General features: G+C 72.8%; 21 protein-coding genes. 9 read left to right on the top strand and 12 right to left on the bottom strand.

Features of this window, described 5'->3' with window-relative positions; all coding sequences use genetic code 11:
• Positions 1-35 precede the first annotated feature (35 nt).
• Positions 36-749 (bottom strand): SDR family oxidoreductase, encoded by a 714-nt coding sequence (locus MQN93_RS38885; RefSeq protein WP_242713187.1) that lies wholly within the window; start codon positions 747-749, stop codon positions 36-38.
• Positions 750-805: 56 nt separating this feature from the next.
• On the opposite strand from MQN93_RS38885, the gene MQN93_RS38880 reads away from it, so the two are divergent.
• Positions 806-1,570 carry a crotonase/enoyl-CoA hydratase family protein gene (locus MQN93_RS38880; RefSeq protein ID WP_242713186.1) on the top strand — a complete coding sequence of 255 codons (765 nt, stop codon included), beginning with the start codon at positions 806-808 and terminating at the stop codon, positions 1,568-1,570.
• Positions 1,571-1,643: 73 nt separating this feature from the next.
• Here MQN93_RS38880 and MQN93_RS38875 read toward each other — a convergent pair whose 3' ends face one another.
• From MQN93_RS38875 to MQN93_RS38865, 4 genes are all read right to left on the bottom strand, one after another.
• Positions 1,644-2,864 carry an NAD(P)/FAD-dependent oxidoreductase gene (locus MQN93_RS38875; RefSeq protein WP_242713185.1) on the bottom strand — a complete coding sequence of 407 codons (1,221 nt, stop codon included), beginning with the start codon at positions 2,862-2,864 and terminating at the stop codon, positions 1,644-1,646.
• Positions 2,861-4,279: an FAD-dependent oxidoreductase gene (locus MQN93_RS38870; RefSeq protein ID WP_016431152.1), complete on the bottom strand. Its 1,419-nt coding sequence runs from the start codon at positions 4,277-4,279 to the stop codon at positions 2,861-2,863. Before MQN93_RS38870 ends, MQN93_RS38875 begins: the two co-directional genes overlap by 4 nt.
• 70 nt (positions 4,280-4,349) lie before the next feature.
• Positions 4,350-4,475, bottom strand: coding sequence for a hypothetical protein (locus MQN93_RS44075; protein ID WP_016431153.1), 126 nt, complete (start codon positions 4,473-4,475; stop codon positions 4,350-4,352).
• Between the two features lie 70 nt (positions 4,476-4,545).
• Complete coding sequence (locus MQN93_RS38865) at positions 4,546-5,976, bottom strand: FGGY family carbohydrate kinase (RefSeq protein WP_242713184.1); 1,431 nt, start codon at positions 5,974-5,976, stop codon at positions 4,546-4,548.
• Between the two features lie 360 nt (positions 5,977-6,336).
• Here MQN93_RS38865 and MQN93_RS38860 point away from each other — a divergent pair, with 360 nt between their 5' ends.
• The 5 genes from MQN93_RS38860 to MQN93_RS38840 all read left to right on the top strand — a co-directional run bounded on the left by MQN93_RS38860 (position 6,337) and on the right by MQN93_RS38840 (position 13,740).
• Complete coding sequence (locus MQN93_RS38860) at positions 6,337-7,479, top strand: mechanosensitive ion channel family protein (protein WP_242713183.1); 1,143 nt, start codon at positions 6,337-6,339, stop codon at positions 7,477-7,479.
• A gap of 1,339 nt (positions 7,480-8,818) precedes the next feature.
• On the top strand, positions 8,819-11,038 hold the full coding sequence (locus tag MQN93_RS38855; protein ID WP_242713182.1) for an NADP-dependent isocitrate dehydrogenase: 2,220 nt from the start codon (positions 8,819-8,821) through the stop codon (positions 11,036-11,038).
• Between the two features lie 218 nt (positions 11,039-11,256).
• On the top strand, positions 11,257-11,577 hold the full coding sequence (locus MQN93_RS38850; RefSeq protein ID WP_242713181.1) for a DUF6191 domain-containing protein: 321 nt from the start codon (positions 11,257-11,259) through the stop codon (positions 11,575-11,577).
• An 85-nt stretch (positions 11,578-11,662) separates the two neighbouring features.
• Positions 11,663-12,460 carry an N-formylglutamate amidohydrolase gene (locus MQN93_RS38845; protein WP_242713180.1) on the top strand — a complete coding sequence of 266 codons (798 nt, stop codon included), beginning with the start codon at positions 11,663-11,665 and terminating at the stop codon, positions 12,458-12,460.
• A gap of 59 nt (positions 12,461-12,519) precedes the next feature.
• The gene (locus MQN93_RS38840; RefSeq protein ID WP_242713179.1) at positions 12,520-13,740 is read left to right on the top strand and encodes a cytochrome P450; all 1,221 of its coding nucleotides are present in this window, start codon (positions 12,520-12,522) and stop codon (positions 13,738-13,740) included.
• 69 nt (positions 13,741-13,809) lie between these two features.
• Here MQN93_RS38840 and MQN93_RS38835 read toward each other — a convergent pair whose 3' ends face one another.
• Genes MQN93_RS38835 through MQN93_RS38825 form a run of 3 tightly spaced genes read right to left on the bottom strand, consistent with a single transcriptional unit; the run spans position 13,810 to position 16,390 of the window.
• Positions 13,810-14,313: a hypothetical protein gene (locus MQN93_RS38835; RefSeq protein WP_242713178.1), complete on the bottom strand. Its 504-nt coding sequence runs from the start codon at positions 14,311-14,313 to the stop codon at positions 13,810-13,812.
• A 5-nt stretch (positions 14,314-14,318) separates the two neighbouring features.
• A complete protein-coding gene (locus MQN93_RS38830) occupies positions 14,319-14,918 on the bottom strand; it encodes an RNA polymerase sigma factor (protein ID WP_242713177.1) in 600 nt (199 codons plus the stop codon).
• A 35-nt stretch (positions 14,919-14,953) separates the two neighbouring features.
• Positions 14,954-16,390 carry a S8/S53 family peptidase gene (locus tag MQN93_RS38825; protein ID WP_242713176.1) on the bottom strand — a complete coding sequence of 479 codons (1,437 nt, stop codon included), beginning with the start codon at positions 16,388-16,390 and terminating at the stop codon, positions 14,954-14,956.
• 148 nt (positions 16,391-16,538) lie between these two features.
• Between MQN93_RS38825 and MQN93_RS38820 the strand changes: the two genes are divergently transcribed.
• Positions 16,539-19,103: a CHAT domain-containing protein gene (locus MQN93_RS38820; RefSeq protein WP_242713196.1), complete on the top strand. Its 2,565-nt coding sequence runs from the start codon at positions 16,539-16,541 to the stop codon at positions 19,101-19,103.
• 195 nt (positions 19,104-19,298) lie between these two features.
• Here MQN93_RS38820 and MQN93_RS38815 read toward each other — a convergent pair whose 3' ends face one another.
• Positions 19,299-21,236: a helix-turn-helix transcriptional regulator gene (locus MQN93_RS38815; RefSeq protein ID WP_242713175.1), complete on the bottom strand. Its 1,938-nt coding sequence runs from the start codon at positions 21,234-21,236 to the stop codon at positions 19,299-19,301.
• A 95-nt stretch (positions 21,237-21,331) separates the two neighbouring features.
• Here MQN93_RS38815 and absR1 point away from each other — a divergent pair, with 95 nt between their 5' ends.
• Both absR1 and MQN93_RS38805 read left to right on the top strand, forming a co-directional pair.
• Positions 21,332-22,417 carry a beta-glucuronidase AbsR1 gene (gene absR1 / locus MQN93_RS38810; protein WP_016431166.1) on the top strand — a complete coding sequence of 362 codons (1,086 nt, stop codon included), beginning with the start codon at positions 21,332-21,334 and terminating at the stop codon, positions 22,415-22,417.
• 138 nt (positions 22,418-22,555) lie between these two features.
• Complete coding sequence (locus tag MQN93_RS38805; RefSeq protein ID WP_242713174.1) at positions 22,556-24,058, top strand: FAD-binding protein; 1,503 nt, start codon at positions 22,556-22,558, stop codon at positions 24,056-24,058.
• A gap of 15 nt (positions 24,059-24,073) precedes the next feature.
• Here MQN93_RS38805 and MQN93_RS38800 read toward each other — a convergent pair whose 3' ends face one another.
• The 3 genes from MQN93_RS38800 to MQN93_RS44465 form a co-directional block, all read right to left on the bottom strand.
• Positions 24,074-25,453: an NtaA/DmoA family FMN-dependent monooxygenase gene (locus MQN93_RS38800; protein ID WP_242713173.1), complete on the bottom strand. Its 1,380-nt coding sequence runs from the start codon at positions 25,451-25,453 to the stop codon at positions 24,074-24,076.
• Positions 25,454-25,479: 26 nt separating this feature from the next.
• The gene (locus MQN93_RS38795) at positions 25,480-26,676 is read right to left on the bottom strand and encodes an LLM class flavin-dependent oxidoreductase (protein ID WP_242713172.1); all 1,197 of its coding nucleotides are present in this window, start codon (positions 26,674-26,676) and stop codon (positions 25,480-25,482) included.
• An 81-nt stretch (positions 26,677-26,757) separates the two neighbouring features.
• On the bottom strand, positions 26,758-26,826 hold the full coding sequence (locus MQN93_RS44465; RefSeq protein WP_363183319.1) for a putative leader peptide: 69 nt from the start codon (positions 26,824-26,826) through the stop codon (positions 26,758-26,760).
• Positions 26,827-26,914 lie beyond the last annotated feature (88 nt).

Genomic DNA, 26,914 nt, shown 5'->3' with positions numbered 1-26,914 from the left:
CGCTTCGCGTCGCGCAGGCCTTGCGGCCACCGGGGTCACCAGGGCACCGGCTTGCCGTCGCGGAAGAAGCCTCCGGTCGGGCCGTTGTCGGGGAGGGTGGCTGCCCAGGTGATGCCGGCGGCGCCCTCGCTCACCGGGCGGCCTCCGGGGCCGCCCATGTCGGTGGCGACCCAGCCGGGGCAGATCGCGTTGACGAGGACGCCGTCCCTGCGCAGCTCGCCCGCGAGCAGGCGGGTCAGGGCGTTGAGCGCTGCCTTGGAGACGCTGTAGGCGGGGGTGCCGCCGGTCATCGAAGCCAGCGAACCGCCCTCGCTGCTCACCATGACCACCCGCGGGTGCGGGCTTCGCCGTAGCAGCGGGAGCAGTGCCTGGGTGACCCTCCAGGCGCCGAAGAGATTGGTGTCCAGGGCCCGTTGGACCTCGCCGAGGTCGGCGGAGCGGGCCTGGGCCCAGGTGTCGTAGAGGATCGCCGCGTTGTTGACGAGCACGTCCGCGCCCCCGAGTTCGCGGGTGACCCGGTCCGCCATGGCGAGCACGCTCGCCTCGTCGGCGACGTCGAGCTGCACGGCAATGACCCGCTCCCCGCTCGGATCGATCCGCGCGGCGGCCGTGCGCCCCTGGTCGAGGTCCCGGGCGCCGAGGACCACACGGTGGCCGCGCTCGGCGAGCTGCCGTACGACCTCGTACCCGATGCCTCGGTTGGCACCGGTCACCACGGCAACCGGCGGGGCGACGCCTTCGAGCGCCATCAGGAACACTCCCTCTGTAGGAACCATCAGCCTCGCACAGGAAAAGGGGACCCGACATGCCGGTCCGTACCGAGCGCCAGGGACACGTCACCACGGTCGTCCTCTCCCGCCCCGAGGCCCGCAACGCCGTGGACGGCCCGACGGCCGCCGAACTCGTCGCCGCCTTCCGGGAGTTCGAGGCGGACGAGGAGGCGCGTGTGGCGGTGCTGTGGGGTGAGGGCGGCACGTTCTGCGCGGGTGCCGACCTCAAGGCGATCGGCACCGAGCGCGGCAACCGGGTGGCGGAGGACGGCGACGGTCCGATGGGGCCCACCCGGCTGCGGCTGCCCAAGCCGGTGATCGCCGCGGTCGCGGGGCACGCGGTGGCCGGCGGTCTCGAACTGGCCCTGTGGTGCGATCTGCGGGTGGCGGAGGAGGACGCGGTCTTCGGCGTGTTCTGCCGCCGCTGGGGGGTGCCGTTGATCGACGGCGGGACGGTACGGCTGCCCCGGCTGATCGGGCAGAGCCGCGCGATGGACATGATCCTCACCGGCCGACCGGTGGCGGCGTGGGAGGCCCACGAGATGGGGCTCGCCAACCGCGTGGTCCCCTCCGGCACGGCGCGCGCCGAGGCGGAGGCACTCGCCGCCGAGATCGCCCGCTTCCCGCAGGCCTGTCTACGGGGCGACCGGGCGTCGGTGCTGGAGCAGGACGGGTTGGACGAGGCGGAAGCGATGCGCGGTGAACTCCGGTACGGCATGGGCGTGTTGGCCGAGAGCTTGGAGGGCGCCGCACGGTTCGCCTCGGGGGCCGGGCGGCACGGGTCCTTCACGGACGTATGACCGCCGCCATCCGCCATGCACAGTGAACTCCACTACGGCACAGGCGTGTTGGCGAACAGCCGGCACGGATCCTTCACCGACGCGTGACCCTCACCCGCACCGCCCCACCCCGCGGATCCACCCGGCCCGTCCAGCCCGCCGGAAGGCGGACCGTGCGGTTCGGGACGGCTGTTCGCAGTCGGTGGCGGTACAACACCCGGCCGTCCTGGGCGACTTCGAGGACGGGGCGGGTCAGCGGGGTGGTGGTGCGCAGGACGTACGGGAGGCGGTCGGTCGGGGTGACGCGGCCGGGGGCGATCCAGCGCAGGGGCGGCTCAGCGGTTACGGGAACTCCGGCCGACCAGGCCCAGGCCCCTTCGGTGAGCCATTCCATGACCCTCCCCGCCGCGTGCGCCCCCTCGCGTACCGCCATGGCCGCGCTCTCGACGGGGTGGAGCACGCTGCCGACGGCGAAGACGCCGGGGCGTGAGGTGCGCAGGGCGCCGTCGACCGCGGGTCCGCGGGTGCCGGGGTCGAGGTCCACTCCCCCGCGCCGGGCCAGTTCGTGGTCGGGTACGAAGTCGCCGGTGAAGATCACCGTGTCGCACAGCAGCGTGATCGTACGGCCGTCACGGTGACGGACGCGGACTCCCGACAGGCGTCCGTGGCCCAGGAGTTCGGTCACCGTGGTGTCGGTCAGCAGCGGGACGCGGCCGCGGAGGCGGGCGTCGTGGGCGCGGGCCGGGGACGTCTGGGGGTACGGCAGCTCCGTGACCATGGCGACGACGTCCGCGCCCGCGGCCCGCACGGTCCGCGCGGCCGTGTACGAGACGTCCTGCGCGCCGACGATCACGGCCCGGCTGCCGATGTGCTGCCCGTACAGGTGCACGGACTGCTGCAGCTCGCCCGTGGTGAGGACGCCGGCGGGGCGGGTGCCCGGGACGAGGCGGGCGGCGCGGGAGCGTTCATGGGCGCCGGTGGCCAGGACGACCGCCCGCGCGGTGATGGTCTCCGGTCCCCCGGGGCCGGTGGTCGTCAGCGTGAGCGGGCCCGCCCAGTCGAGAGCACTCACCCCCGTCCGTACGACCGCCCCGGCCGCGACCGCGGCGTCCGTGAGCAGCCGGGCGTACGCGGGCCCGGTCAGTGAGCGCGACCAGGTGCCGAATCCGCCGTGGGCGCAGTACCGAGGCACTCCGCCGGCCTGCTGTTCCCGCTCCAGCACCTCGACGCTCCCCGCTCCGGCGGCGGCCAGCCGGGCGGCGGCGGCCAGTCCGCCGGGGCCGCCGCCCACGACGAGGACGTCGACGTTCCTCATCCGCGGGCCTCCTCGAACAGCGCCCGGACCGCCGCCCCGCAGTGGTAGCCCTGGCAGCGGCCTGCCCGCGCGCGGGTGCGGCGGCGCAGCCCGTCCAGGGTGCGCGGCGGGATCGTACTGGCGAGGGCGTCGCGGATCTCGCCGCGCGAGACGCGCTCACAGTGGCAGACGAGGGTGCCGTACTCCGGGTCGGCTGCGACGAGTTGGGGCTGTTCGCAGGGGCGCGGTGCGCTCTCGCCGAGGTCGGGCATGCGGACGGGTGGTGGTTGGCGCACCGGGCCGAGGTCGAGGCCGTTCTCGGCGAGCAGGCCGGTGACGTGGTCCGCGATGGCGAGCGAGGCGGTCAGGCCGGTGGAGCGGATGCCGCCGACGGTGATGTACGCCTGCGCCGGGTGCGCGGTGATGCGGTAGTCGTCGTGTTCCGTCGCGGCGCGCAGACCTGCGTAGACGGCGGTGATCTCCTCCTCGACCAGCTCCGGCAGGATGCGGCGGCCCTTCTCGCGCAGGGTTGCGAGTCCGTCGGCCGTCGAGTTGGTGGCGCGTTTGTCGCCCAGGTCCTCGGCGGTGGGGCCGAGGAGGACGTTGCCGTGGACGGTGGGGGCGACCAGGACGCCCTTGCCGAGGGCCGTCGGGACGGGCAGCAGGATGTGCCGGACCAGGGCGCGGGCGAAGCGGTCGTAGACGATGAGCTGGCCGCGGCGCGGGGTCACGGTGAAGTCGTGGTGGCCGAGCCGTCGGTCGAGGGTGTCGGCGTGCAGCCCGGCGGCGTTGACGAGGTGACGGGCGCGCAGGGTGCCGCGGCGGGTGCGCAGGCGATGGGTGCTGCCGTCGTGACTCGCGTCCTGCACCGGTGAGTTGAGGTGCAGGTCGACGCCGCCGCGGACGGCCTGGGTGGCGTACGCCAGCGTGGTCGTCCAGGGGCAGATGACGGACTCGCCGGGCACGTGCAGGGCGCCGAGGGCGCCGGGGCCCAAGTGGGGTTCGCGCTCGTAGAGTTCGGCGGGATCCAGCAGCCGGGTCTCCCGGTATGCGTTGCGCTCGGCCTTCTGCGCGAGGCGCGGGAGCGCGGCCAACTGCTCCTCGTCCCAGGCGACGAGCAGCGCACCGACCTCTTCGACAGGGATCCCCGACTCGGCGGCGTAGGCGGCGAGTTGACGGGATCCCTCGCGCACGAGCCGGGCTTCGAGGGAGCCGGGGACGGCGTCGAACCCGGTGTGCAGGATGGCGGTGTTCGCCTTGGAGGTGCCCTGACCGACGTCGTCCTGGGCCTCGACGAGAGCCACGCGGAGCTTCGGACGGTGCGCCAGGGCGCGGGCGATCGCGCAGCCGACGACTCCGGCGCCGACGACGGCGACGTCGTAGGGGCGGTCGGGCAGGGGGCCGTGCGTGGTGACCGTCGCGCGGGGGCTGTTCATGGGTTGGCCTTCATGCGGCTGGATTGGGCCGTCTGCGTCTGGGGGGCCTTCATGCGACTCGGTTGGGCCTTCATGCGTCGAGGAGGGCGTGGGGGGCGAGTTGACGAGATCTTTCCTGGGGCTCGACGACGGCGACGTCATAGGGGTGACCGGACAAGGGGCCGTGCGTGGTGACCGTCGCGCGGGGGCTGTTCATGGGTTGGCCTTCATGCGTCTGGACTGGGCCTTCTGCGTCTGGGGGGCCTTCATGCGACTCGGTTGGGCCTTCATGCGTCGAGGAGGGCGGTGACGGCGGTGCGGAAGGCGGACAGGCGTTCGGCCGCCTCGTCGGCGGTGATGCGCGGCTCGTACACGGCGGACGGCCTGCGGTCCGGGAGTGCCTCGGCGAGGGACAGGCCGGGTCTGGCGCCGAGCCGGGCCAGGGCGCCGACGCCGAGCGCGGTCGCGTCGGGCAGGGCGGACACCTCGACGGGGCATTGCAGCAGGTCGGCCTGGATCTGCATGAGCAGCGAGGAGCGGGTGAGGCCGCCGTCGACCCGGAGCGCGGACAGCGGCTCGCCCAGGTCGGCCGCCGCGGCGTCGGCGAGGAGGACGACCTGCGCGGCGATGCCCTCGCACAGGGCGCACACCAGATGCCCGGGACCGGTGTCGAGGCCGAGGCCGGTGAGGGAGCCACGCAGGTCGCCGCGCCACCAGGGGGCGGCGAGCCCGGCGAGCGCGGGTACGAAGGTGACGCCGCCGCTGTCGGGTACGGCGCCGCCGACGGTGTCCAGGTCGGCGGCGCCCTTGATGACGCCGAGGTCGGTGAGCCAGCGCACGGCGGAGGCGGCCGTGTAGACCTGGCCGTCCAGGCAGTAACTGGCCTGTCCGGCAAGGCGCCAGGCCACACAGCTGACCAGGCCCGAGGTACCGCGCCGAGGGCGGTCGCCGGTGTGGGCGAGGAGGAACGCACCGGTGCCGTAGGTGCACTTGGCGCCGCCGGGGGCGGTGATGCGCTGGGCGAGCAGGGCGGCCTGCTGGTCGACGGCCAGTCCGGTGAGCGGGATCTCGGCGCCGAACTCCCTTGTCGTGCCCACGGGTTGGGTGTTGTCGGTGACCTCGGGAAGCCGTTCGTCGAGCAGGCCGTAGAGCTCGAGTGCGCGTGGTGACCACTGGGTGCGGTCGAGGTCGAGCAGCTGGGTGCGGCCGGCGGTCGCGGCATCCGTGGCGAAGGCACCGGTGAGGCGGTGCACGAGCCAGGCGTCGCTGGTGGTGACGACGCCCTCGCGAGTGAGGTGCCGGCGGATCCAGGCCATCTTCGGCGCGGCGAAGTACGGGTCGACGGGCAGACCGGTCAGCGCCCGCAACTCGTCGGCGTGCGGGGCGAGTTCGGCGCAGATGGACTCGGCGCGGCGGTCCTGCCAGACCAGGGCGTCGGTCAGCGGGCGGCCGGTGTCCGGGTCCCAGGCGAGCACGGTCTCGCCCTGGTTGGCCAGGCCCAGCGCGACGGCGGGTTCGCGCGCCTCGGCCAGGGCCCGGCCGCCGGCGTCGAGCACCGAGCGGTACAGCTCCTCCGGGTCGGCCTCCACCCGGCCGCCGGGCAGCGGGCGGGGGTGCACCTCGGCGAATCCGGTGCCGATGACGCCGCGTTCGGGGCAGACGACCAGAGCCTTGGTGCCGGAGGTGCCCTGGTCGACCGCGAGCACCGGACCTGTCATCTCTGCCTCTCTCCGTGTCTCCCCGTCGCAGCCCTCGACGCTCGTGACACCCATGACGGTTATGACACCCGTGGCACGCGTGGCATCGGCGGCGCCCGGGACACCGGTGGCGCCCGGGACGATCACCGCGGGCCAGCCTGCCGTCGGGCGACACCTGCGTCAAGAAACTTCCGCCGGGCGGCACCGGCGTCAAGAAACTCCCGTCGAACGTGCGATGCCGTCAGGTGCCGGGCCACACTGCCGAGTACGGCAGGATGGACGGTCGTACATTCGATTTCGAGCAGGTGGATACGTGACGACACTTCACATCCGGCACGGTGCGGCGGGGGACGCCGCAGATCGTCTTCCCGGAGGTGAGCGGTGAACCGAGCACTGACCGTGCACGATCTGGTCATCGCCGGTATCGCGGTGGTGGCGGGCCTGTTGGCCGCGTTCTTGCTGCGCATGCTGCTGCGCTGGCTGGGCAGGCACGCCGACCGCACCCGCTGGAGCGGCGACGACGTCATCGTCGACGCGCTGCGCACGGTGGTGCCGTGGGCGGCGTTCCTGGGCGGGGCCGCCTCGGCGGGCGCCGCGCTGCCGCTGACCAGAACGGTGCAGAACCATGTCAACCAGGTGCTGACCGTACTGTTCATCCTCGTCGTCACCGTGACGGCGGCCCGGGTGATCGCCGGGCTGGTGCGTACGGTGACCAGCTCCCGCTCCGGTGTCGCGGGATCGGCCACGATCTTCGTCAACATCACCCGGGTGCTGGTTCTGGCGATCGGCTTCCTGGTAGTGCTGCAGACCCTGGGCATCTCCATAGCGCCCCTGCTCACCGCCCTGGGCGTGGGCGGTCTCGCGGTCGCTCTCGCGCTGCAGGACACGCTCGCGAACCTCTTCGCGGGCATCCACATCCTCGCCTCCAAGACCGTGCAGCCCGGCGACTACATCCAGCTGAGCAGCGGTGAGGAGGGCTACGTCGAGGACATCAACTGGCGGCAGACGACGGTGCGGGCGCTCTCCAACAACCTGGTGGTCATCCCCAACGGCGAGCTGGCCCGCTCGAACATGACCAACTACATGCGTCCCGAGCAGCAGATGACGATCCTGGTGCAGGTGGGTGTCGCCTACGACAGCGATCTGGACCATGTCGAGCGCGTGACCATGGACGTCATCGGCGAGGTGATGCGGGACGTCAGCGGTGCCGTCCCGGAGCACGAGCCGGCGATCCGCTTCCACACCTTCGGCGACTCCCGCATCGGCTTCACGGTCATCCTGGGCGTGGGTGAGTTCAGCGACCAGTTCCGGATCAAGCACGAGTTCATCAAGGCCCTGCACAAGCGCTACCGCGAGGAGGGCATCCGCATCCCGGCCCCCGCACGCACGGTGGCACTGCAGCAGGGCTCGGTGATGATTCCGCACCAGCGCGGGGCCGAGGAGGCGGGTGTGGAGGCGGGCCCCGAAGCGGCCGCCGAGGCTGGTGAGGCATATCCCCACCCGGCTGGACCGACCCGCGACTGACGGGATCGCCGGATTGACGGGGCTGGAGGGGACTGCGGGACCGACGGTGCCGCCGACGGAGCCGACGGGTCGGCACTGACCGGTCGGCGCGCCCGCCTCCCGCGTGCTGTCTCCTGGCCGGGCTCGGCCCGGGCGGCCGGAGCGGGGTGGTGCACGCCGACCGCCCGAGCCCGAGGCCAGGGCGGGTCGGCTTCGGCGCAGACGATCACACGCCCGATCCTCTTCCCGGGCCGGGGCCCGGGCCCGGGCTCCTTCCAGGACCGGGGTCCGGGCTTTTTCGGCGACCGGGGCCGGGCCTTTCGGGGACCGCGGCCCGGGCTTCTCCGGAAACCCGCGCCTGGCTTCTGGACCGGGGCCGCACTTCTCCAGGACGGGCGCCGGTCCTCTCCGGAAACCCGAGCCCCGGTTTCTTCTGCAACCCGGTTCCGGGCTTCGCCGCGAGGCGAGCCTCCCCGAGGCCCCAGAAACCCCCTCCTCTTACCCCGGCAGGGCACTCCGACCGCGCAGACCGGGCCCCGGAGCACGGCCCGGGGTCCGACCTGCTTCGGTGCCCGGTGCCAGGCCTTTACAGGGACGGGGGTCGGGCTTCTTCTGCAACCCGGGCCGGAGCTCCTTCGCGAGGCGGCCCCCGCAGCCCCGGAAGCACCCCCACCTCCCACCCCGCCAGGGCACTCCGACCGCGCAGACCGGCTCCGGGAGTACGGCCGGGGTCCGACCTGCTTCGGCGACCGGAGCCGGGCTCCTCCGGAAACCCGGGGCCGGGCTTCCCCGAGACCGGAGCCGGCCTTCTCCAGGACCGGAGCCGAGCCTCTCCGGAGACCCAGACCCCGGCTTCTTCTGCAATCCGGGCCCGAGCTCCTTCGCGAGGCGCCCCCCGCAGCCCCGGAAACACCCCGTCCTCCCACCCCGGCAGGGCACTCCGATCGCCCAGACCGGGGTCCCGGAGCACGGCCGGGTTCCGACCTGCTTCGGCGACCGGAGCCGGGCCTTTTCGGGGACCGGGGCCCAGGCTTCTCCGGAAACCCGCGCCCAGGCCTCTCCCGGACCGGGGCCAGGCTTCTCCGGAAACCCGCGCCCGAGCGTCTCCGGAAACCCAGCCCCCGGCTTCTTCGGAAACCCGGCCCCGGGCCCCTTCGCGAGGCAGGCCCCCCGCAGCCCCCCCGTAAACACCCCCTCCTCCCACCCCCGCCAGAGCACTCCCACCGCCCAGATCAGCCCCCGGCGTACGGGAAGATCACGTCCCGCAGAGCGGGACGCACACCCCACCCCTTTCGAGCCCGCCTCGATCACGAGATATCTTGATGTCGAGCAATGTTGCAGACGTGGAGCGGAGCACCCGGTGACTGACTCGACCATCTTCTATACGCACACTGACGAGGCCCCGGCCCTGGCGACGTATTCCTTCCTGCCGGTGGTCCAGGCGTACGCCTCGCAGGCGGGTGTCACCGTCGCGACGCGGGACATCTCGCTGGCCGGGCGCATCATCGCGGTGTTCCCGGAGTACCTCGCCGAGGACCAGCGGATTCCGGACGCCCTGCACGAGCTGGGTGAGCTGGCCAAGACGCCCGAGGCCAACATCATCAAGCTGCCGAACATCTCGGCGTCCATCCCGCAGCTGAAGGCCGCCATCGCCGAGCTGCAGAGCCAGGGCTACGCGCTGCCGAACTACCCGGACGACCCGAAGACCGACGAGGAGCGGGAGATCCAGGCCCGCTACGACAAGGTCAAGGGCTCCGCGGTCAACCCGGTCCTGCGTGAGGGCAACTCCGACCGGCGCGCCCCCGCCTCGGTCAAGAACTACGCCAAGACCCACCCGCACCGCATGGGCGCCTGGAGCGCGGACTCCAAGACCAACGTCGCGACCATGGCCGAGGACGACTTCCGCTCCACCGAGAAGTCCGCGGTGATCTCCGAGGCCGGCTCCCTGCGGATCGAGCTGGTCGCCGAGGACGGCACCACCACCGTGCTGCGCGAGTCCGTCCCCGTCCTCGAGGGCGAGGTCGTCGACGCCTCCGTGATGCGCGCCGCCGCGCTGAACGAGTTCCTCGCCGCGCAGGTCGCCCGCGCCAAGCAGGAGGGTGTGCTGTTCTCCGTGCACCTCAAGGCCACGATGATGAAGGTCTCCGACCCGATCATCTTCGGTCACGTGGTGCGCGCCTTCTTCCCGAAGACCTTCGCGAAGTACGGCAGCACGCTCGCCGCCGCCGGTCTGAGCCCGAACGACGGTCTGGGCGGTATCTACAAGGGCCTGGAGGCCCTGCCGGGGGGCGCCGACATCAAGGCATCCTTCGACGCCGAGCTCGCCGAGGGCCCGGCCCTGGCGATGGTCGACTCCGACCGCGGCATCACCAACCTGCACGTGCCGTCCGACGTGATCGTGGACGCGTCGATGCCGGCCATGATCCGCACCTCGGGCCACATGTGGGGTCCGGACGGCGCGGAGGCCGACACCCTCGCGGTCCTGCCGGACTCCTCCTACGCGGGTGTCTACCAGGCCGTGATCGAGGACTGCCGCGCCAACGGCGCCTACGACCCCTCGACCATGGGCTCGGTGCCGAACGTCGGCCTGATGGCGCAGAAGGCCGAGGAGTACGGCTCCCACGACAAGACCTTCGAGATCAAGGCGGCCGGCACGGTCCGTCTGGTCGACCAGAACGGCAACGCCGTGCTGGAGCAGCCGGTCGCGGCGGGCGACATCTTCCGCGCCTGCCAGACCAAGGACGCCCCGATCAAGGACTGGGTGAAGCTGGCCGTCACCCGCGCCCGCGCCACCGGCAACCCGGCCGTTTTCTGGCTGGACGAGACCCGCGCCCACGACGCTCAGCTGATCGCCAAGGTCAAGGCGTACCTGCCGGAGCACGACACCGAGGGCCTGGACATCCGCATCCTGTCCCCCGTGGAGGCGACCAAGCTCTCGGTGGAGCGCATCCGCCGCGGCGAGGACACCATCTCGGTGACCGGCAACGTGCTGCGCGACTACCTCACCGACCTCTTCCCCATCCTGGAGCTGGGCACCAGCGCCAAGATGCTGTCGGTGGTCCCGCTGATGGCGGGCGGCGGCCTGTTCGAGACGGGCGCCGGCGGCTCCGCGCCGAAGCACGTCCAGCAGCTGATCAAGGAGAACTACCTGCGCTGGGACTCTCTCGGCGAGTTCTTCGCGCTCGTGCCCGCCTTCGAGCAGTACGCGACGGCCACCGGCAACGCCCGCGCCAAGGTGCTCGCCGACACGCTCGACCGCGCCACGGCGACCTTCCTGAACGAGGACAAGTCCCCGACCCGTCGCGTCGGCGGCATCGACAACCGCGGCAGCCACTTCTACCTGTCCCTGTACTGGGCGCAGGAGCTGGCCGCGCAGACCGACGACGCGGACCTGGCCAAGGCCTTCGCCCCGCTCGCCGAGACGCTCGCCGCGAACGAGCAGAAGATCGTCGACGAACTGCTCGCCGTCCAGGGCGAGCCGGCCGACATCGGCGGCTACTACCAGCCCGACCCGGCCAAGGCCGCCGCAGTCATGCGCCCGTCGGCCACCTGGAACGGGGCCCTGGCGTCCCTGAGCTGACGTTGTTCGGCTGACGTACAGGACCGGGCCTGTGGCCCGATGATCCTCGGAGTCCCCGCCCCGGCAGGCACCGCGCCTGCCGGGGCGCACTTCTGTCCGCCCCTCTTGTCCGCGGCTCCGGTGCGCCTGATTCGGGCCGACTCGTGCGAGCCCGGCTCATTCAGGCGACGCGAGGAGGCGGCTGTCGCTCGTACAGATGCCCGGCGGATACTCGGGGCATGGAGTTCGCCGTCTTCATGACCCTGCCCGGGCTGGTGATTGTGCTGACCGTCGTGGCCTTTACGGATCAGCTGCTGTTGCGTGCCGGGCGGGTGGGGCTGTTGCCGTGGCGTCAGGGGGGTCGGCAGGGGCAGGTCTCGGCGACCGGGTTCGAGCAGCTGCACGCGAGTTTTTCGCCGGGTAAGCAGAGCGAGCTCAAGGAGCGGCAGTCGGCGCTGGTGATGCGGGACGACGAGGAGGACGGGGCGCCGCCGCATCGCACGACGGTGGATCTGGCGGGCAGGGTCGCGGTCGTGCGGTTGGACCCGCGCGGGCAGTAGGGCGGAATCACGTCACGGTTCCGCCGAGCAGGCCCGAGCAGCCCTCGTACGATCCCGTCCACCACTCCCGCTCCAGGAGCAGCAGATGACGCACACCACCCCCTCGTACGCCCTCCTGCCCGGCGCCCCCGACTCCCCCGTCATCCTTCATGTGCCGCACTCGGCGCGGGAGATCCCGGACGCGGTGCGGAGCGGGATCGTGCTCGACGAGGCCGCTCTGGAGCGGGAGTTGGATCACATCACCGATGCGCACACCGCCGAACTCGCCGAAAGGGCCGCCAGGTTGTCGGGGCTCGCTCCGTGGCGGTTCGTCAATCGGCTGTCGCGGCTGGTGGTCGATCCCGAGCGGTTCCCGGACGAGCGGGAGGAGATGCTGTCGGTGGGGATGGGCGCGGTCTATACGCGGACCACGCACCGGGGTGTGCTGCGGCACGCGGACGTCGACCCCGAGCCGCTGATCGAGCGGTATTTCCGGCCGTACGCGCGAGCCATGACGGAGGCGGTGGCCGGGCGGCTGGCGGCGACGGGACGGGCGGTGATCATCGATGTGCACTCGTACCCGAGCGTCGCGCTGCCCTACGAGTTGCACGGCGCGGGCCCCCGGCCGCCGGTCTGTCTCGGGACCGACTCCTTCCATACGCCGCCCGAACTGACGGCCGCCGCGCGGGACGCGTTCGCGCAGTGCGGGGGCACGGGCGTGGACAGCCCGTTCGGCGGGGCGTACGTACCGCTGGAGTTCTACGGCACCGACGCCCGGGTCGAGGCCCTGATGGTGGAGATCCGCCGGGACACGTACATGAGCGAGCCGGGCGGCCCGGCGGGCCCCGGGCTGACCCACCTGGCGTCGGCGCTCGCCGCGCTCGTCGACGCCGTGACGGGCTGACCTCCGGCTGGAGCACTCCCGCGCGACAGGCCCCCGCCCGCGGCGCCAGGGTGGGTGGCATGACCGAGGAGACCAGCACGCTGACCGAGCAGGCCCCGCCCCCCGTGCGGGACTGGCCCGCACTCGACCTCGCCGGGACCGCGTTCGACCCCGTGCTCGCGGAGCTGATGCGCGAGGGGCCGCTGACCCGGATCCGGCTGCCGCACGGCGAGGGCTGGGCGTGGCTGGCGACCCGGTACGAGGACGTGAAGCTGATCACCAACGATCCCCGGTTCAGCCGTACGGAGGTCACTCACCGCCGGGTGACCCGGCTCGCCCCCAACTTCGCGCCCCGGCCGGGCTCGCTCGCCTGGGCCGACCAGCCCGACCACAACCGGCTGCGCAAGCCGGTCGCGGGTGCGTTCACCGTGGCCGCGATGAAGCGGCTGCGGCCCCGTGCGCAGCGGATCCTCGACGTGCTGGTCGACGGGCTCGTGCACGACGGACCGCCGGCCGATCTGGTCGAGCGGGTGCTGGAGCCGTTCCCGATCACCGTGGTCAGCGAGGTGATGGGGGTGCCCGTCGAGGACCGGGAGCGGGTGCACGCCTGGACCCGGCAGATCATCTCCACGTCCGGCGGGGCCGAGGCCGCCGACCGGGCGAAGAAGGGCATGTACGGGTGGATCACCGAGACCGTCCGGGCCCGGGCGGGCAGCACGGACGAGGACGTGTACGCGCTGCTCGGGGCCGCCGTCGGCCGTGGCGAGATCAGTGAGGAGGAGGCGGTGGGCCTCGCCGGGCCGCTGCAGATCGGCGGCGAGGCGGTCACCCACAACTGCGGGCAGATGCTGTTCCTGATGCTCAGCCGGCCGGAGTTGATGGCGCGCATGCGTGAGCCGCAGGGGCGCGGTGCGGTCATCGACGAGCTGCTGCGCTTCATCCCGCACCGCACCTCGGTCGGTCTGGCCCGGATCGCCCTGGAGGACGTGGTGCTGCACGGCCATCGCATCAGCGCAGGCGACCCCGTCTACGTCTCCTATCTGGCCGCCAATCACGACCCGGACGTCTTTCCCGACCCGGACCGCATCGACCCCGACCGCGCGCAGCGGCCCCATCTGGCCTTCGGCAACGGCCCGCACTACTGCACCGGGGCCGTGCTCGCCCGACTGCAGACCGAACTGCTCGTCGACACCCTGCTGAAGCGGCTGCCGGACCTCGAACTCGCCGTCCCCGCCGACCAGGTCGTCTGGCGGCGCAAGACCATGATCCGAGGCCCGCAGACCCTGCCCGTCACCTGGTGAGCGCAGATCACCCGATGAAAGAAGCTCACCCGGCGAGAGCAGATCACCCGGTGAGGGCAGGGTCCCCGATCATGCCGTCAGCCAGTCCGTGACGAGCACCCCCTCGTCGGTGCGCAGACGCAGTGCGAACGGGCCCGCCGGGGGCCGGTCGTAGGTGAAGCGCCCCATGGCGTCGGTCTCCAGGGGCGAGCCCGACACCGGTCCGCTGAGCACCTCGACCCCGGCCGTCTGCGGCGGCAGCACCTGCCCCATCAGGCCCCGTACGGTCAGCTCCACGTCCACGGTCACCCCGCCCGCGTGGAAGGTGAGCATGCGCGGCACGTCCGTCGCGCCCCGCACGGGGATCGCGTCCACCATCGAGTCGAAGGTCAGCTCGGCGATCTGGGCGTCGAGGTCGTGCAACGCGAAGGCCTCGACGGCGATCTGACGCAGCTCGGGCGGCACCGGGTCCAGGATGGCCGCGGCCCGGCGCAGTTCCTCCTCCAGCAGGTCGAGACCCAGGTCCTCACCCTCGAAGGCGGCCTCGCCGCTGTTCCCGCTCATGTCGTCGTCCATGTCGTCCATGTCGCTCATGTCCCTCACACCGCCCCCCGTGCTTCCAGTCGTGCCCGCAACCGCCGCAGGCAGCGCTGGCGCAGCGGCCCGATGCTGCCCACGGCGATCCCCAGCGCCACGGACACCTCCTGGTAGCTGGGCGGCGGCGAGGACATCAGGACCCGCAGCAACTGCCTGCAGCGGTCGCCGAGTTCCTCGAACTCCTGCCACACCCGGCGGATCCGCTCGGTCTCGGCGGCCGCCTCCTCCAGATCGAGAATCGACTGCTCGGGCGTACGGTCCTCACTGACCCGGTCGAGCAGCTGAGGATCGTCCGTCGGGGTCAGCCGCCTTAAGCTCTTGAGCACCTTCAGGCACTCGTGCCGTGCGGTGCTCGCCAGCCAGGACCCGGCCTTCTCCGGTTCCCTGATCCGCCCCAGGTGCTGGGCGAAACGGAACCACGCCGTCTGGTACACCTCGTGCGCATCCGCCTCGGAGAGCCGGTGCGAGCGCACGACGGACCACACCAGTGGGCTCAGCCCCTCCACGAGCGCTTTCCAGGCCGCCGCGTCGCCGTCGGCGGCGGACTGGACCAGCGCACCGACATCTGCTCGGTCCACGGCCCCACCCCTCGTGTACGGCATGACATGGTACGCCGTGGAGGGAGCCGTTCCAGACCTCATGCCCCGGGAGCCAGCTGCACGACCGTTCCCGGGCGCCAGCTCGGCGGGAGGAGCGCCGGTACATGCGCCCCGCGCACTTCGGCGAACTCGGTGTTCGCCGCCAGCAGTTGCTTGCGGGCGGCGCGTGGGTCGCTCTCCTTGTTGGCCGTCATGTAGGCGGCGACCAGGCCCGCGGCGACGGGGGCGGAGAACGAGGTGCCGCTCCAGTGCGCGTAGCCCTCGAACATGACCTGGTCCGCCTTGACGGCGGTGGGTGTACCGGCCTCGCTCAGTACGCCGGTGTGGCGCGGGTACTGGCAGGTGCAGGCGTAGGTGAAGCCGAACCGGCAGGCGTCGTAGGTGGAGTGCTGGTAGACGTACGGCACGGGTGCGTCGAAGCCGGTGAGGGTGCTGGTCAGGCGCTCGCCGGGGGCGTAGGCGTTGACCCAGCCGCCGTGGTTGGAGAAACAGGCGCCGAACTCGCCGTCGCCGCGCAGCGCGCCGACCGACAGCACCACGTCGGAGAAGTCGGGCAGGGAGGCGTAGGCGGCGGGCCAGAACGGCGTGGCACTGGAGTTGTTGCCGGCGGCGGCGACCATCAGGGTGCGCTGTCCGCGCAGTTCCTGCATGAAGCCCTCGACGCCGAGCAGGCCGTCGACGTGGCCGTTGGAGGTGCCGGCGGACAGGCTGATGATGTCCGGCCAGCCGTGCTCGTCGACCGCGTCGAAGAGCCGCTCGCCGAACTGGTCCTCAAGGATCGCGCCCGCGTCGGTGAGGGTGTTGCGCACCGTGATGTCCGTGTTCGGTGCGACCGCCGCGAGCAGCCCCGCGATGAACGTGCCGTGGCCCACGTACTGCAGCAGGTTGCCCTGCTGGTCGGTCTCGGTGCCGTGCAGGTCACCCTGGACATGGGCGAGCAGCGGGACCATGCCGTGGTCGTGGGTGAGGCCGTTGTCGATGACCAGGACGCCCACCGCGGTGTCCGCGTCGTAACCGCCCTCGGCGGCGGCCGGGTTGGTGCCCTGGGTGAGCGGCGCGGGCACCGGCTCGTCGCCGGGGCAGGAGTTGACCGCGATCGACACCACGTGGTTGCGGCTGACCAGGCGGCGCCCGGCGCGTCCCTCGTGGGCGCGCATGGACCGCAGGGCGTGCGCGACCGCACGGTCTCCGCGCCGGTCGCCGTGTCCGGGGTCGCCGACCTGGATGCGGGTGATGCCAGAGCGGTTGGTCTCGGGGCTGACCCGCTGCACATGGTCGGCGGTCAGACCGGTCGCCTCGGTGAAGTGGGTGCGCACGGTGTCCTCGACGAGCCGTGCCTCCTCGCCGTCCCGGGCGAGGACCACCCCCTTCTCGTAGATGAACTCCGCCGCGTCGTCGGGCCCCAGGGCCAGGGAGACGTCGGGCAACGAACGCTGGATCTGATCGAACTGTTCGTGGAATCGCTGAGGTGCCATGGCGTTTCCTCCCACTGAGGCGACAGTCGTCAGCAAGAGTCTCGGGGCAGTTGGTTGATACAGCACCAAACCGGTGTGGCCCGCCACCTGGGCCACTACCATCCATGGAGTGACAGCGGGAAGCGAACCGGTTCTCGAACTGCTGCCGATGGTGTTCGCCGACCCGGGCGAGGCCCGGGCCCGGGCGCAGGGCGTGCTCGACTCCGATCCGTCGGCCTGGCGCGCCTCCGTCGCCCACCAGGTCATCGGCATCTGGCAGCGGGACTGGGGCGACATGCGGATCGCGCTGCACCATCTGCGCCAGGCCCGTGACCTCGCGGCGCGCGCCCAGGCACCCGACCGGGAGGCGGACGTCCTGGCCGCGCTCGGTGTGGCGCTGGTGCACGCGGGCCGCACCCGGCAGGGCCTGGAGGCGCTGGAGCGGGGCGTCACGGTCAGCAGCGGCCTCACCCGCGCGCGGGTGCTGTTCCGGCGGGCCTACGCCTCCTGGGTGCTGGGCCGGCACCGTGAGGCGCTGGAGGGCGTACGGCGGGCGATACCGGTGCTGCGGCAGGCGGACGACGTCATCTGGACGGCGCGGGCGCTGACCCTGCGGGCGACCGTGCATCTGGCGCTCGGCGCGGTGGACCGCGCGGACGCCGACTTCACCGCGGCCGAGGCGCTGTGGGACACCACCGGCCAGGACCACGACAAGGCGGACGTGGTGGAGAGCCGGGGTCTGTCGGCCTTCCGGCAGGGCGACATCCCGCTCGCGCTCCGGCTGATGGACGAGGCCGAGGAGCGGTACGCCAAGCTCGGCACGCCGTCCTTCATGCTCTACATCCGGCGCTGCGAGGTCCTGATGGCCGCGGGGCTGGCCCCGGAGGCGCTGACCGAGGCGGACACGGCGATCGCGTCGCTCGACGGCATCGGCGGGCAGTCCACGCGCAAGGCGGAGCTGTTGCTGGTGGCGGCCCGCGCGGCCCGGCTGGCGGGCGACCCGCACACGGCGATCGCGCGTGCGGCGCTCGCGGTACGACTGTTCGCCGGGCAGCGCCGCCCCTGGTGGGAGGCGCATGCCCAACTGGTGCTGATCGAGGCGCGGGTGGCCGCCGGGCGGCGTTCGGGGCGCCTGGTGGCGGACGCGGCGGCGGTGGCCGAACGGCTCGCTTCCTTCGGTGCGCCGGCCGCTCCGGAGGCCTCGCTGCTGGCGGGCCGGATCGCGCTCGGTCTGGGCTGGACGGCGGACGCCGAGCGGCATCTGGCCGTGGCCGCCCGCAGCCGGCACAGCGGGCCGCCGCTGGCGCGGATGACGGGCTGGGCCGCGCAGGCGCTGCGGGCGCGGGCGGCCGGCTCCGGCCGGGGTGTCCTGGAGGCGTGCCGGCGCGGCCTCGACGTGCTCGACGACCACCGGATGACGCTGGGCGCCTCGGAGTTGCGGGCCCGGGCCACCGCGCAGGGCGCGGAGCTGGCCGCGCTGGCCCAGCAGGTCAGCCTCGACTCGGGCAGCCCGCGCCGGCTGCTGACCTGGAGCGAGCGCTGGCGGGCCACCGTCCTGACCGCACCGCCGACCCGGCCGCCCGCCGACCCGGCGCTGCTCGGCGATCTGACCGCGTTCCGGGAGATCGCCGCCCGCGCGGAGGAAGGACGCAGGGAGGGTCGGCCGATCCCGGCCCTGGAGCGTGAACAGCGGCGGCTGGAGCGGGAGATCCGGTCCCGGACCCTGCATCTGCGCGGCGACGCGCCCGGGGGTGAGAACCGCTTCGATCCCCGCGCGCTGCTGGAGCGCCTCGGCGAGGTGCGGCTGGTGGAGCTCGCCGTGCTCGACGGGCGGGTGCAGGTGCTGCTGTGCGGGCAGGGGCGGGTGCGGCGGTTCGAGGCGGGGCTGCTGGCCGAAGCCGAGGTCGAGGCCGAGCATGTGCAGGCGGGGCTGCGCCGACTGGCGCACCCGGGGGCGGAGGGCCGGCTTCCGGTGGTCGAGGCCATGGGCCGCCGCCTGGAGGAACTGCTGCTCGGCCCGGCCGCCGCACATCTGGGCTCCGGCCCGGTCGTGGTCGTACCCCCGGGCCGACTGCACAGTGTGCCGTGGGCGCTGCTGCCCTCGCTGCGCGAACGGGTGCTGAGCGTGTCGCCGTCGGCGAGCAGCTGGCTGCGGGCCCGCGAGACCGAGCCGCCGCCGGGCGGGCGCCAGGTCCTGGTCCGCGGGCCCGGGCTGGCCACCGGCGGCGCGGAAGTGCCCGAACTCGCCGACCGCTACGGCCGTCCGGTCGTGCTGGAGGACGACCACGCGCGCGTGCCGCGGGTACTGGAGGAGCTCGACGGTGCCGCGCTGGCGCACATCGCCGCGCACGGTACGTTCCGGGCCGACAGCCCGCTGTTCTCCTCGCTGCGGATGGCCGACGGGCCGCTCATCGTGCACGACTTCGAGCGCCTGGACCGCAGCCCGTACCGCATCATCCTGTCCTGCTGCGACACCGCACGGCTCGCCTCGGTCGGCGCGGACGAACTCCTCGGCCTGGTCACCGCGTTGCTGCCGCTGGGCACGGCGGGAGTGGTGGCCAGCAGCGCACCGGTCAACGACGAGGCCGTGGTGTCGTTGATGCTCGCGCTGCACAAGGGACTGAGCGCGGGCCTGTCGCTGGCGGAGGCCCTGCGGGACGCGCGCGCCGCACAGCCGGGGGACGCACTGCACCAGGCGACGGGGTGGGCATTCACGGCGTTCGGCGCGGCATGAACCCCAAGGGCTCTCCCACAGTGCCGGTGCCCGCAGGCTTTCAGGGGCGCGGGGAACTGCGCGACCAGCCACACACAACCCGCACCCGCCGACGAACCCGAACCCACCCCCCGCTAACGGCGGGCCGGCGCGGTGCGGCGGCCTGACCCCTCCCCCGAATACTGGGGGTCAGACCGCCGGCTCATGGGAGGCGGCTCAGGCCGGTTGCACCTCCGGCAGTTCGACGAGCCACGGCAGTGCTCCCCGGTCGCTCGCGCCGAGCCGGGCGTAGGCGCTGTAGAGGTGGTTGCCCACGGTGCGGATGGACAGGGTGAGCTGTTCCGCGATCTGCCGGTTGCTCAGGCCCGCGGCGGCGAGGGTGACGATCTGCCGCTGGCGGGCGGTCAGTTCGCCCAGGACCAGTCCGGACAGGGCCGGGGTGCGGGCGCCCTGGCAGCGGCGGGCCAGCGCGACGGCACGCGTGCGTGACGTGCGTGCGGCGCGCGGGTCGCGGTGTGCCCGTGCGGCCTGTGCGTGCGCCTCGGCGGCGAACAGCAGGAACCCGCGCTCCTCCAGCGCCTCGGCCGCCCGGTCGAGGGCCGCCCCGTCCTCGCGGGCCAGCGCGTCCGCGTGCAGCGCGAACACGCTGTCGGCCGGGAGGAGTTCGGCGGCCTTCCCCGGGGCGCCGAGCCGTACGAGGTCGTAGAGCGCGAACACGGCGTCCGCGCAGGCGGGTTCGGCTGCCGGAGCGGTGCCCGCACCGTCGCCCGCCCCGTCAACGCCCGCTGCCCCCGCCCCATGGCCGTACCGCTGCACCATGCCGTCCATGGCGTCGCCGATCGCCGCCAGGGCCCCCTCGGTGTCTCCCCGGGCCGCGGCCAGCCATGCGGACGGCTCGTCCAGGTCCGGGTGGCCGTCGATGGCCTCCTGCGCGGTGGCCGTGTCTCCCGACTGCGCGGCGGCCAGGGCGAGTTCGCAGCGGCAGCGCGCGTCGTGCGGAGCGCCGCGCAGCCCCTCCCTCGCCCAGGCCGCCGCCTCTCGCAGCTCCCCTCTCAGCCGCGAGAACCGTGCGCGGACGGCGGCGTACCCGGCCGGTACCGCTGCGCCCTCCTGCGCGAGCCACTCCCCCACGGGCGTCGGCAGCGGCCGTACGTCCGCCTGCTCGATCCGCCCCGTCAGCGCGGCCGACTCGGCGGCGAGGGCCGCCTCCCACCGGTCCGGCGTACGGGCCAGCCGCGCCGCCCGGAGCCGGCCGGCCGCGGCGCGCAGCACCGGGCCGTGCAGGGGGTGGGTGAGACGGACGGTGCCGTGGTCGTCGATGCGGATCAGGCCGTCGGACTCCAGGTCTTCGAGGAGCCGCAGGTCGAGGTCGCCCATGGGCAGGGGCAGGGGTTCGGCGAAGGCGAGCCGTTCGAGGGTCTCGCGTGCCTCGCGGGGGCCTTCGAGGACCTGTGCGGCGTGCTCGCGGATGGTCGCCGTCACCGGGACCGGGCCGCGCCAGGCCCAGGTGTCCGTCTCGGCGCGGCAGGTGAGCAGGCCGCGCTCGCGCAGCGCGTCGACCAGGTCGCGCAGCAGCCTGAGATCGCCGCGGCTCAGGTGCCGGAGGCGGTTCAGGGTGAGGGGCTCCAGGCTGCCGCCGACGCCTGCCGCGAGCAGCTGTTCGGTCTCCTCGCCGGGCAGGGGTTCCAGAACGAGGCGCGGGAGCAGTTCCCCGGTCCACAGCCGGGAGATCGCGCCGGGGCACGGGCCGACGTCCGCGGCGACGACGATCAGCCGGGTGCGGCCGTGCACGGCGAGCTGGTGCACGAGGGCGGCCGAGGCGTCGTCGAGCAGATGAGCGTCGTCGACGACCAGCAGCCGCACCCCGGACAGCAGCTGGACCGCCCGGTGCAGGGAGACCCGCTCGGGCAGCAGGTGGGCGAACGCGGCGAAGGAGAGGTGCCGGGTCTCGGGCGTCCCGGCGGCCCGGGCGCGGTCGCTGCCCCGTACGGCCTCGGTGACCAGCCGGGTCTTGCCGCAGCCTGCCGGGCCGGTCACCACGATGCCGTGGTGGCCCGCGGTCAGGGAGCGGCGGATCAGTTCGAGCTCGTCCTCACGTCCGGTGAACCGCCAGGGCAGCTCAAGGGTCTTCGCCTCGCGTCGCAATGTCGTCACGGGAGTATGAGCGCGAGTACTCAGCCCTGATACAGGGTGACTTGAGTAGCCCCCGACTCAGGCGTCCTGGCCCCTCCCCACGGCAACCTGTGCGCATGGCCGGACGCTACTGCTCGCTCGCGCGGCAGTCGGCCCCCGCGTTCGCACCGGGGCTGACCGCCGAGCGGCTCAGTGCGCTCATCGGCCAACGCTCGATGTGGGTCAACGGCACCGTGCTGCACTACTACTTCTTCGACGGCCAGGACGACGGCTCGGTCATCGCCGTACCGGGCACGACACAGTCGCGCCGGGTGTCCTGGGTCGGCGCCGAGGATCAGCGCAGCGTGGTCCGCGACTGCTTCCGCGAGTGGCAGGAACTCGGCATCGGGCTGTCCTTCGTCGAGGTCGGCGACCGTACCGAGGCCGAACTGCGCATCGGGTTCCAGCTCGGCGACGGCTCCTGGTCGGCCGTGGGCAAGGACTGTCTGCAGATCGGGCAGAACGAACGCACCATGAACTTCGGCTGGGACCTGACCGTGCCCGGGGAGCGCGCGACGGCGCTGCACGAGATCGGGCACGCGCTGGGCCTGCTGCACGAGCACCAGAGCCCGTTCGCCGGCATCCACTGGGACGACGAGGCCGTCTACGCCGAGCTGGCGGGCCCGCCGAACTTCTGGAGCCGGGACAAGACGTACGTCAACATCCTGCGCAAGCTCGACCCGTCCGAGGTCAACGGCTCCGTCTGGGACCCGCAGTCGATCATGGAGTACGCGTTCTCGGGCGGGCTGATCCTGGAGCCGGAGCAGTTCCGAGCGGGTCTGAACCCGCCCGGTACGCTCTCGCCCGCCGACAAGGAGTTCGCGCTGCGCTGGTACCCGCCGGCCGACGGGGCGCAGCCGCCCGCGCTGGAGCCGTTCCGGTCGGTGCCGCTGCGGCTGGCTCCCGGTGAGCAGGCCGACTTCGTGATCGACCCGCCGGAGACCCGTGAGTACACGGTGGGCACCTTCGGTGCCAACGACTGCGTCCTCGTCCTCTTCGAGGAACGGGACGGCGAGCCCCGCTACGTCGCGGGCCGCGACGACGGCGGGCAGCCGCACAACGCCACCATGAAGGCCCGACTGGTCAAGGGCCGCCGCTACTTCGTCCGCGTACGTCTGTACTCCGCGTGGGGTCCGGGGGAGACAGCGGTCATGTGCTGGTGACAGCACACGCCGCTGCCCACGCGGTCGGCCGGCCAACGGTCCGGCGCCGGGGGAGCGGTCGGGGGACGGTTACCTTCGGGGGAGGGAAACCGTCCCCCGACCCATGTCCGCCCCCCTGCATGCGAGGTGGTAGTGCACATGCCCCACACACCGTCACGGCGTACCGTCCTGCGCACAGTCACGCTCACCGGTGCGGCGGTGATCGGCTTCGATCCCGGCGCCCGCAGCTGGGCCACGTCAGGAGCCGGGTCGAAGTCCGGGTCCGGGACCGGGACCGGGTCCGGCCGGAACCTGGTGGGAATCCCCCCGCTGGACGGCACGCTCGTCATGGACGACGCGTCGCTCGCCGCCGCTTCCGAGGACTACGGCCACATCGTGCACCGCCGCCCCGCGGCCGTCCTGCGCCCGGGTTCGGTCCGTGACGTCGTCGCCATGGTGCGGTTCTGCAACCGGCACCGGCTGCCGGTCGCACCGCGCGGCCAGGGGCATGCCACCAACGGCCAGGCACAGGTCGAGGGCGGACTGGTCGTCGAGACCGCCACCCTCGCGGACATCGGTCCCGTGGGACCGCACGGCGACACGGTCACGGTCGGCGCCGGTGCCCGCTGGAGCGAGGTGGCCAGGGCGGCGATCGCCCACGGGCTCACCCCGCCCGTCTTCACCGACTACCTCGAACTCTCCGTCGGCGGCACCCTGTCCGTGGGCGGCCTCGGCGGCCAGACCCACCGGCACGGCGCCCAGGTCGACAACGTCGCCGAACTCCAGGTCGTCACCGGGGCGGGCGAGTTCGTACGCTGCTCCCCCACCCGGCACCCGGACCTCTTCCACGCCGTCCTGGCCGGTCTCGGCCAGTGCGCGGTCGTCGTCGGCGCCACTCTCCGCCTCGTACCGGCGCCGGAGACCGTACGGCACTACCTGCTGCCGTACGACGACCTGGAGACGTTCCTGGAGGACCAGCGGACGCTGGTCGAGGAGGGCCGGTTCGACTACGTCGAGGGCCAGGTCGCACCGGACGCCGACGGCGTCTTCCGCGTCTGCACCCTGGAGGCCGCCGCCTACGGCCCGCCGGCCGGCCCCGAGCCGGACGACGCGGTGCTGCTGCGCGGTCTGCGCCATGACCCGTCCGGGGTCGAGCGGACCGACCGTCCCTACTACGACTTCCTCGACCGGCTCGCCCCCGCCGTCGAGGCGCTCAAAGAGGCCGGTCTGTGGACGTACGCCCACCCCTGGCTCAACCTGCTGCTGCCGGGACGGTCCGCGGCCGCCGTCACGGGCGAGTTGCTGGACGGCCTCACCCCCGACGACGTCGGCGCCGGCATCGTCCTCGTCTACCCGCTGCTGCGCGAGCGCCTCACCACGCCCCTGCTGCGCGTGCCCCGCGATCCGGTACCGTATCTCTTCGCCGTCCTGCGCACCACACCGCCCGAGGACACGGCCACCGTCGACCGTCTGCTGGCCGCCAACCGCGCGGCCTACGAGACGGCCGCGGCGGTCGGCGGGACGCAGTACCCGGTCGGCAGCATCCCCTTCACCCGCGCGGACTGGCGCACCCACTTCGGTGCGGCGTGGCCGCGGCTGGAATCGGCGAGACGCACCTACGACCCGAACGGGATCCTGGTGCCCGGTCAGGGGATCTTCTGATCCCTGACGGGATCGTCACGAAGCGGCCCGCTCGTCCCGCGCCTCGTGGTCGGGGTGGGCGAGGCCCAGGTGGTGGCGGAGCGTCGGGCCCTCGTACTCGGTGCGGAACACACCCCGTTCCTGGAGCAGGGGTACGACCGTGTCGGCGAAGTCGTCGAGGCCGCCCGGGGTGATGTGCGGGACGAGGATGAAGCCGTCGCTCACGTCGGACTGCACGAAGTCGTCGATGGTCCTCGCGACGGTCGCCGGGGAGCCGACGAAGGTCTGGCGGTTGCCGGTCTCGATCACGAGGTCGCGGATGGACCACCGGTTGGCCGCCGCCAGTTCGCGCCACTCGCGGGCAGTGGCCAGCGGGTCCCGGTACATCCGCACCTGGGCGCGCCCGCGGGAGATGTGGTCCTCGCTCACCACCGGGTCGACGTCGGGCAGCGGGCCGTCGGGATCGTAGGAGGACAGGTCCCGGTTCCAGACGAACTCCAGGTGCTTGATGGCGGTGGCGCCGCTGACCTGCTGCCGGCGCACCTCCTTGGCCAGTTCCTCGGCCTCTTCGTCGGTGTCGCCGAGGACGAAGCTCGCGGCGGGCAGGATGAGCAACTGGTCATGGCGGCGGCCGTACTTGGCGAGCCGGTTCTTGACGTCCCGGTAGAAGGCCTGGCCCGCCTCCAGGGTGGCGTACCGGCTGAAGATCGCATCGGCGGAGGAGGCGGCGAACTCACGGCCCTCCTCGGAGTCGCCCGCCTGGAAGATGACGGGGCGGCCCTGCGGGGAGCGCGGGACGTTGAACCGGCCGTGGATGTCGAAGTGTTGGCCGCGGTGCACGAAGGAGCCGGCCTTCGCGTCGCTGAGGAAGGTGCCCGTCGCCTGGTCGGCGAGGATCTCGTCACCGTGCCAGGAGTCGAAGAGCTCGTTCGCCGTGGCGAGGAACTCCTTGGCGCGGGAGTAGCGCTCGTCCTGCGGGAGGAAGCCGCCGCGGCGGAAGTTCTCGCCGGTGAAGGCGTCCCAGGAGGTGACGACGTTCCAGGCGGAGCGGCCGCCGGAGAGGTGGTCGAGGCTGGCGAACTGCCGGGCCACCTCGTAGGGCTCGTTGAAGGTGGAGTTGATGGTGCCGGTCAGGCCGAGGTGGTCGGTGACGGCGGCGAGCGCGGCGAGGACGGTGAAGGTGTCGGGTCGGCCGACGACGTCCAAGTCGTATATTTTTCCGCCCTGTTCGCGCAGGCGCAGCCCTTCGGCGAGGAACAGGAAGTCGAACCGGGCGCGTTCGGCGGTCCGCGCGAAGTGCGCGAAGGAGGCGAACTCGATGTGGCTGCCGGCCTTCGGGTCGCTCCACACGGTGGTGTTGTTGACGCCCGGGAAGTGCGCGGCCAGATGGATCTGCTTCAGCGGCTTGCTGCTCATGGTGGTGCGGTCCTTCCGGCTCTGGCTCAGGCGGTGGCGGTGGCGTAGCGGTTGGCGGGGCGGGCCAGGCCCAGCAGACCGCGCAGGGTGTCGGCCTCGTAGGCGGTGCGGAAGGCGCCGCGGCGCTGGAGTTCGGGGACCAGGCGGCGGGAGATCGCCGGCAGGTCGTGCCCGGTGACGGCGGGCCGCAGCCGGAAGCCGCTCAACCCCGCTTCCGCCAACTCCTGCAGCAGGTCGGCGAGTTGGGCGGGCGTCCCGGCGAAGATGCGGGCGTCGCTCTCGTACGGCTCTCCCGCGAGGGTGTCCAGGCGCGCCCGCCGGTCCTCGGCGGCGGACTGCTCGTCGTCGAGGAGGACCACCAAGTCGCCGAAGACATGCAGGAGTTCACCGGCGCGCCCGGCGGCCTCCTGTTCGCTGCGGATCTCGGCGACGATCGCGCGCGCCTGCTCGGCGTCGTGCGGGGTGACGTAGCCGATGTCGGCCTGGCGGGCCACCAGGCGGTAGGGAACGCTCTGGTGGGCCAGGGCGGTGACCGGGGGCTGGCCCTGCGGTGGACGCGGCGTGATGGAGGGGCCCTTGACGTTGAAGTGCGGGCCCTCGAAGTCGATGTAGTGCAGTTTGTCGCGGTCGATGAAGCGGCCGGTGGCCACGTCACGGATCTCGGCGTCGTCCTCCCAGCTGTCCCACAGCCGGCGCACGACCTCGACGTAGTCGGCGGCCTCGTCGAAGAGTTCGCGCACCACGGGGCCGTCGTAGTCGTCGACGCGCGCGATGGTGCGGCGGCCGAAGTGGTCGGCCTCGTTCGGGCGTGCGGTGATCTGCACCCGCAGGCCGGCGCGGCCGGTGCTGACGTGGTCGAGGGTCGCGATCGCCTTGGAGATGTGGAACGGCTCGGTGTGGGTGACCACCGCGGTCGGGACCAGGCCGATGTGCCGGGTCAGCGGGGCGACACGGGCGGCGATCAGTACGGCGTCGAGGCGTCCGCGGACCTGGTCGGTGCGGTCGTCCGGCTGGAAACGGTGGGAGGACTGCAGGCCCAGGCCGTCCTCGAAGGTGACGAAGTCGAGCAGTCCGCGCTCGGCCTCGGCGACCTGGTCGATCCAGTGGGCGGCGGTGAACAGTTCGTGCGGGCGGGCGGCCTGCTCCCGCCAGGAGGCGGGGTGCCAGCCGGTGCCGTCGAGGGCGACGGCGAGGTGCAGGTGGGAAGGGGAAGTCGAGGACACGGGGGTGCCTTCCTGAAAAGGTCCGTACGAGATCACCGGCCCGGGCATCGAGCACTCAGGGCACGGCGGCTGGGCAACGGGTCAGGGGCGACAGAGGGCGCCGGCGACGCGCTGAAGGTCGATGTGCAGCCGGAGGTAGGGGGTGCACATGTCCCTGCCTCCTGTCCTCGTGGGGTGCATCTCGTCGTGAGTCACAACGCCTACGCCCCGGCGTCGATTCCTGGTCCAAGCAACGGAA

This window comes from Streptomyces spinosisporus, from assembly GCF_022698145.1.
In the GTDB taxonomy this organism is placed as follows: Bacteria; Actinomycetota; Actinomycetes; order Streptomycetales; family Streptomycetaceae; genus Streptomyces; species Streptomyces spinosisporus.
Note: the sequence above shows the minus strand (reverse complement) of the source record. Positions and strands in the feature narration are given on the sequence as shown.

Bases quoted from the DNA above. Each gene is read 5' to 3' on its own strand.
- MQN93_RS38885 (WP_242713187.1), bottom strand. From the start codon at position 749: ATGGCGCTCGAAGGCGTCGCCCCGCCGGTTGCCGTGGTGACCGGTGCC.
- MQN93_RS38880 (WP_242713186.1), top strand. From the start codon at position 806: ATGCCGGTCCGTACCGAGCGCCAGGGACACGTCACCACGGTCGTCCTC.
- MQN93_RS38875 (WP_242713185.1), bottom strand. From the start codon at position 2,864: ATGAGGAACGTCGACGTCCTCGTCGTGGGCGGCGGCCCCGGCGGACTG.
- MQN93_RS38870 (WP_016431152.1), bottom strand. From the start codon at position 4,279: ATGAACAGCCCCCGCGCGACGGTCACCACGCACGGCCCCCTGCCCGAC.
- MQN93_RS44075 (WP_016431153.1), bottom strand. From the start codon at position 4,475: ATGAACAGCCCCCGCGCGACGGTCACCACGCACGGCCCCTTGTCCGGT.
- MQN93_RS38865 (WP_242713184.1), bottom strand. From the start codon at position 5,976: ATGACAGGTCCGGTGCTCGCGGTCGACCAGGGCACCTCCGGCACCAAG.
- MQN93_RS38850 (WP_242713181.1), top strand. From the start codon at position 11,257: ATGGAGTTCGCCGTCTTCATGACCCTGCCCGGGCTGGTGATTGTGCTG.
- MQN93_RS38845 (WP_242713180.1), top strand. From the start codon at position 11,663: ATGACGCACACCACCCCCTCGTACGCCCTCCTGCCCGGCGCCCCCGAC.
- MQN93_RS38840 (WP_242713179.1), top strand. From the start codon at position 12,520: ATGACCGAGGAGACCAGCACGCTGACCGAGCAGGCCCCGCCCCCCGTG.
- MQN93_RS38835 (WP_242713178.1), bottom strand. From the start codon at position 14,313: ATGAGCGACATGGACGACATGGACGACGACATGAGCGGGAACAGCGGC.
- MQN93_RS38830 (WP_242713177.1), bottom strand. From the start codon at position 14,918: ATGCCGTACACGAGGGGTGGGGCCGTGGACCGAGCAGATGTCGGTGCG.
- MQN93_RS38825 (WP_242713176.1), bottom strand. From the start codon at position 16,390: ATGGCACCTCAGCGATTCCACGAACAGTTCGATCAGATCCAGCGTTCG.
- MQN93_RS38820 (WP_242713196.1), top strand. From the start codon at position 16,539: ATGGTGTTCGCCGACCCGGGCGAGGCCCGGGCCCGGGCGCAGGGCGTG.
- absR1 (WP_016431166.1), top strand. From the start codon at position 21,332: ATGGCCGGACGCTACTGCTCGCTCGCGCGGCAGTCGGCCCCCGCGTTC.
- MQN93_RS38805 (WP_242713174.1), top strand. From the start codon at position 22,556: ATGCCCCACACACCGTCACGGCGTACCGTCCTGCGCACAGTCACGCTC.
- MQN93_RS38800 (WP_242713173.1), bottom strand. From the start codon at position 25,453: ATGAGCAGCAAGCCGCTGAAGCAGATCCATCTGGCCGCGCACTTCCCG.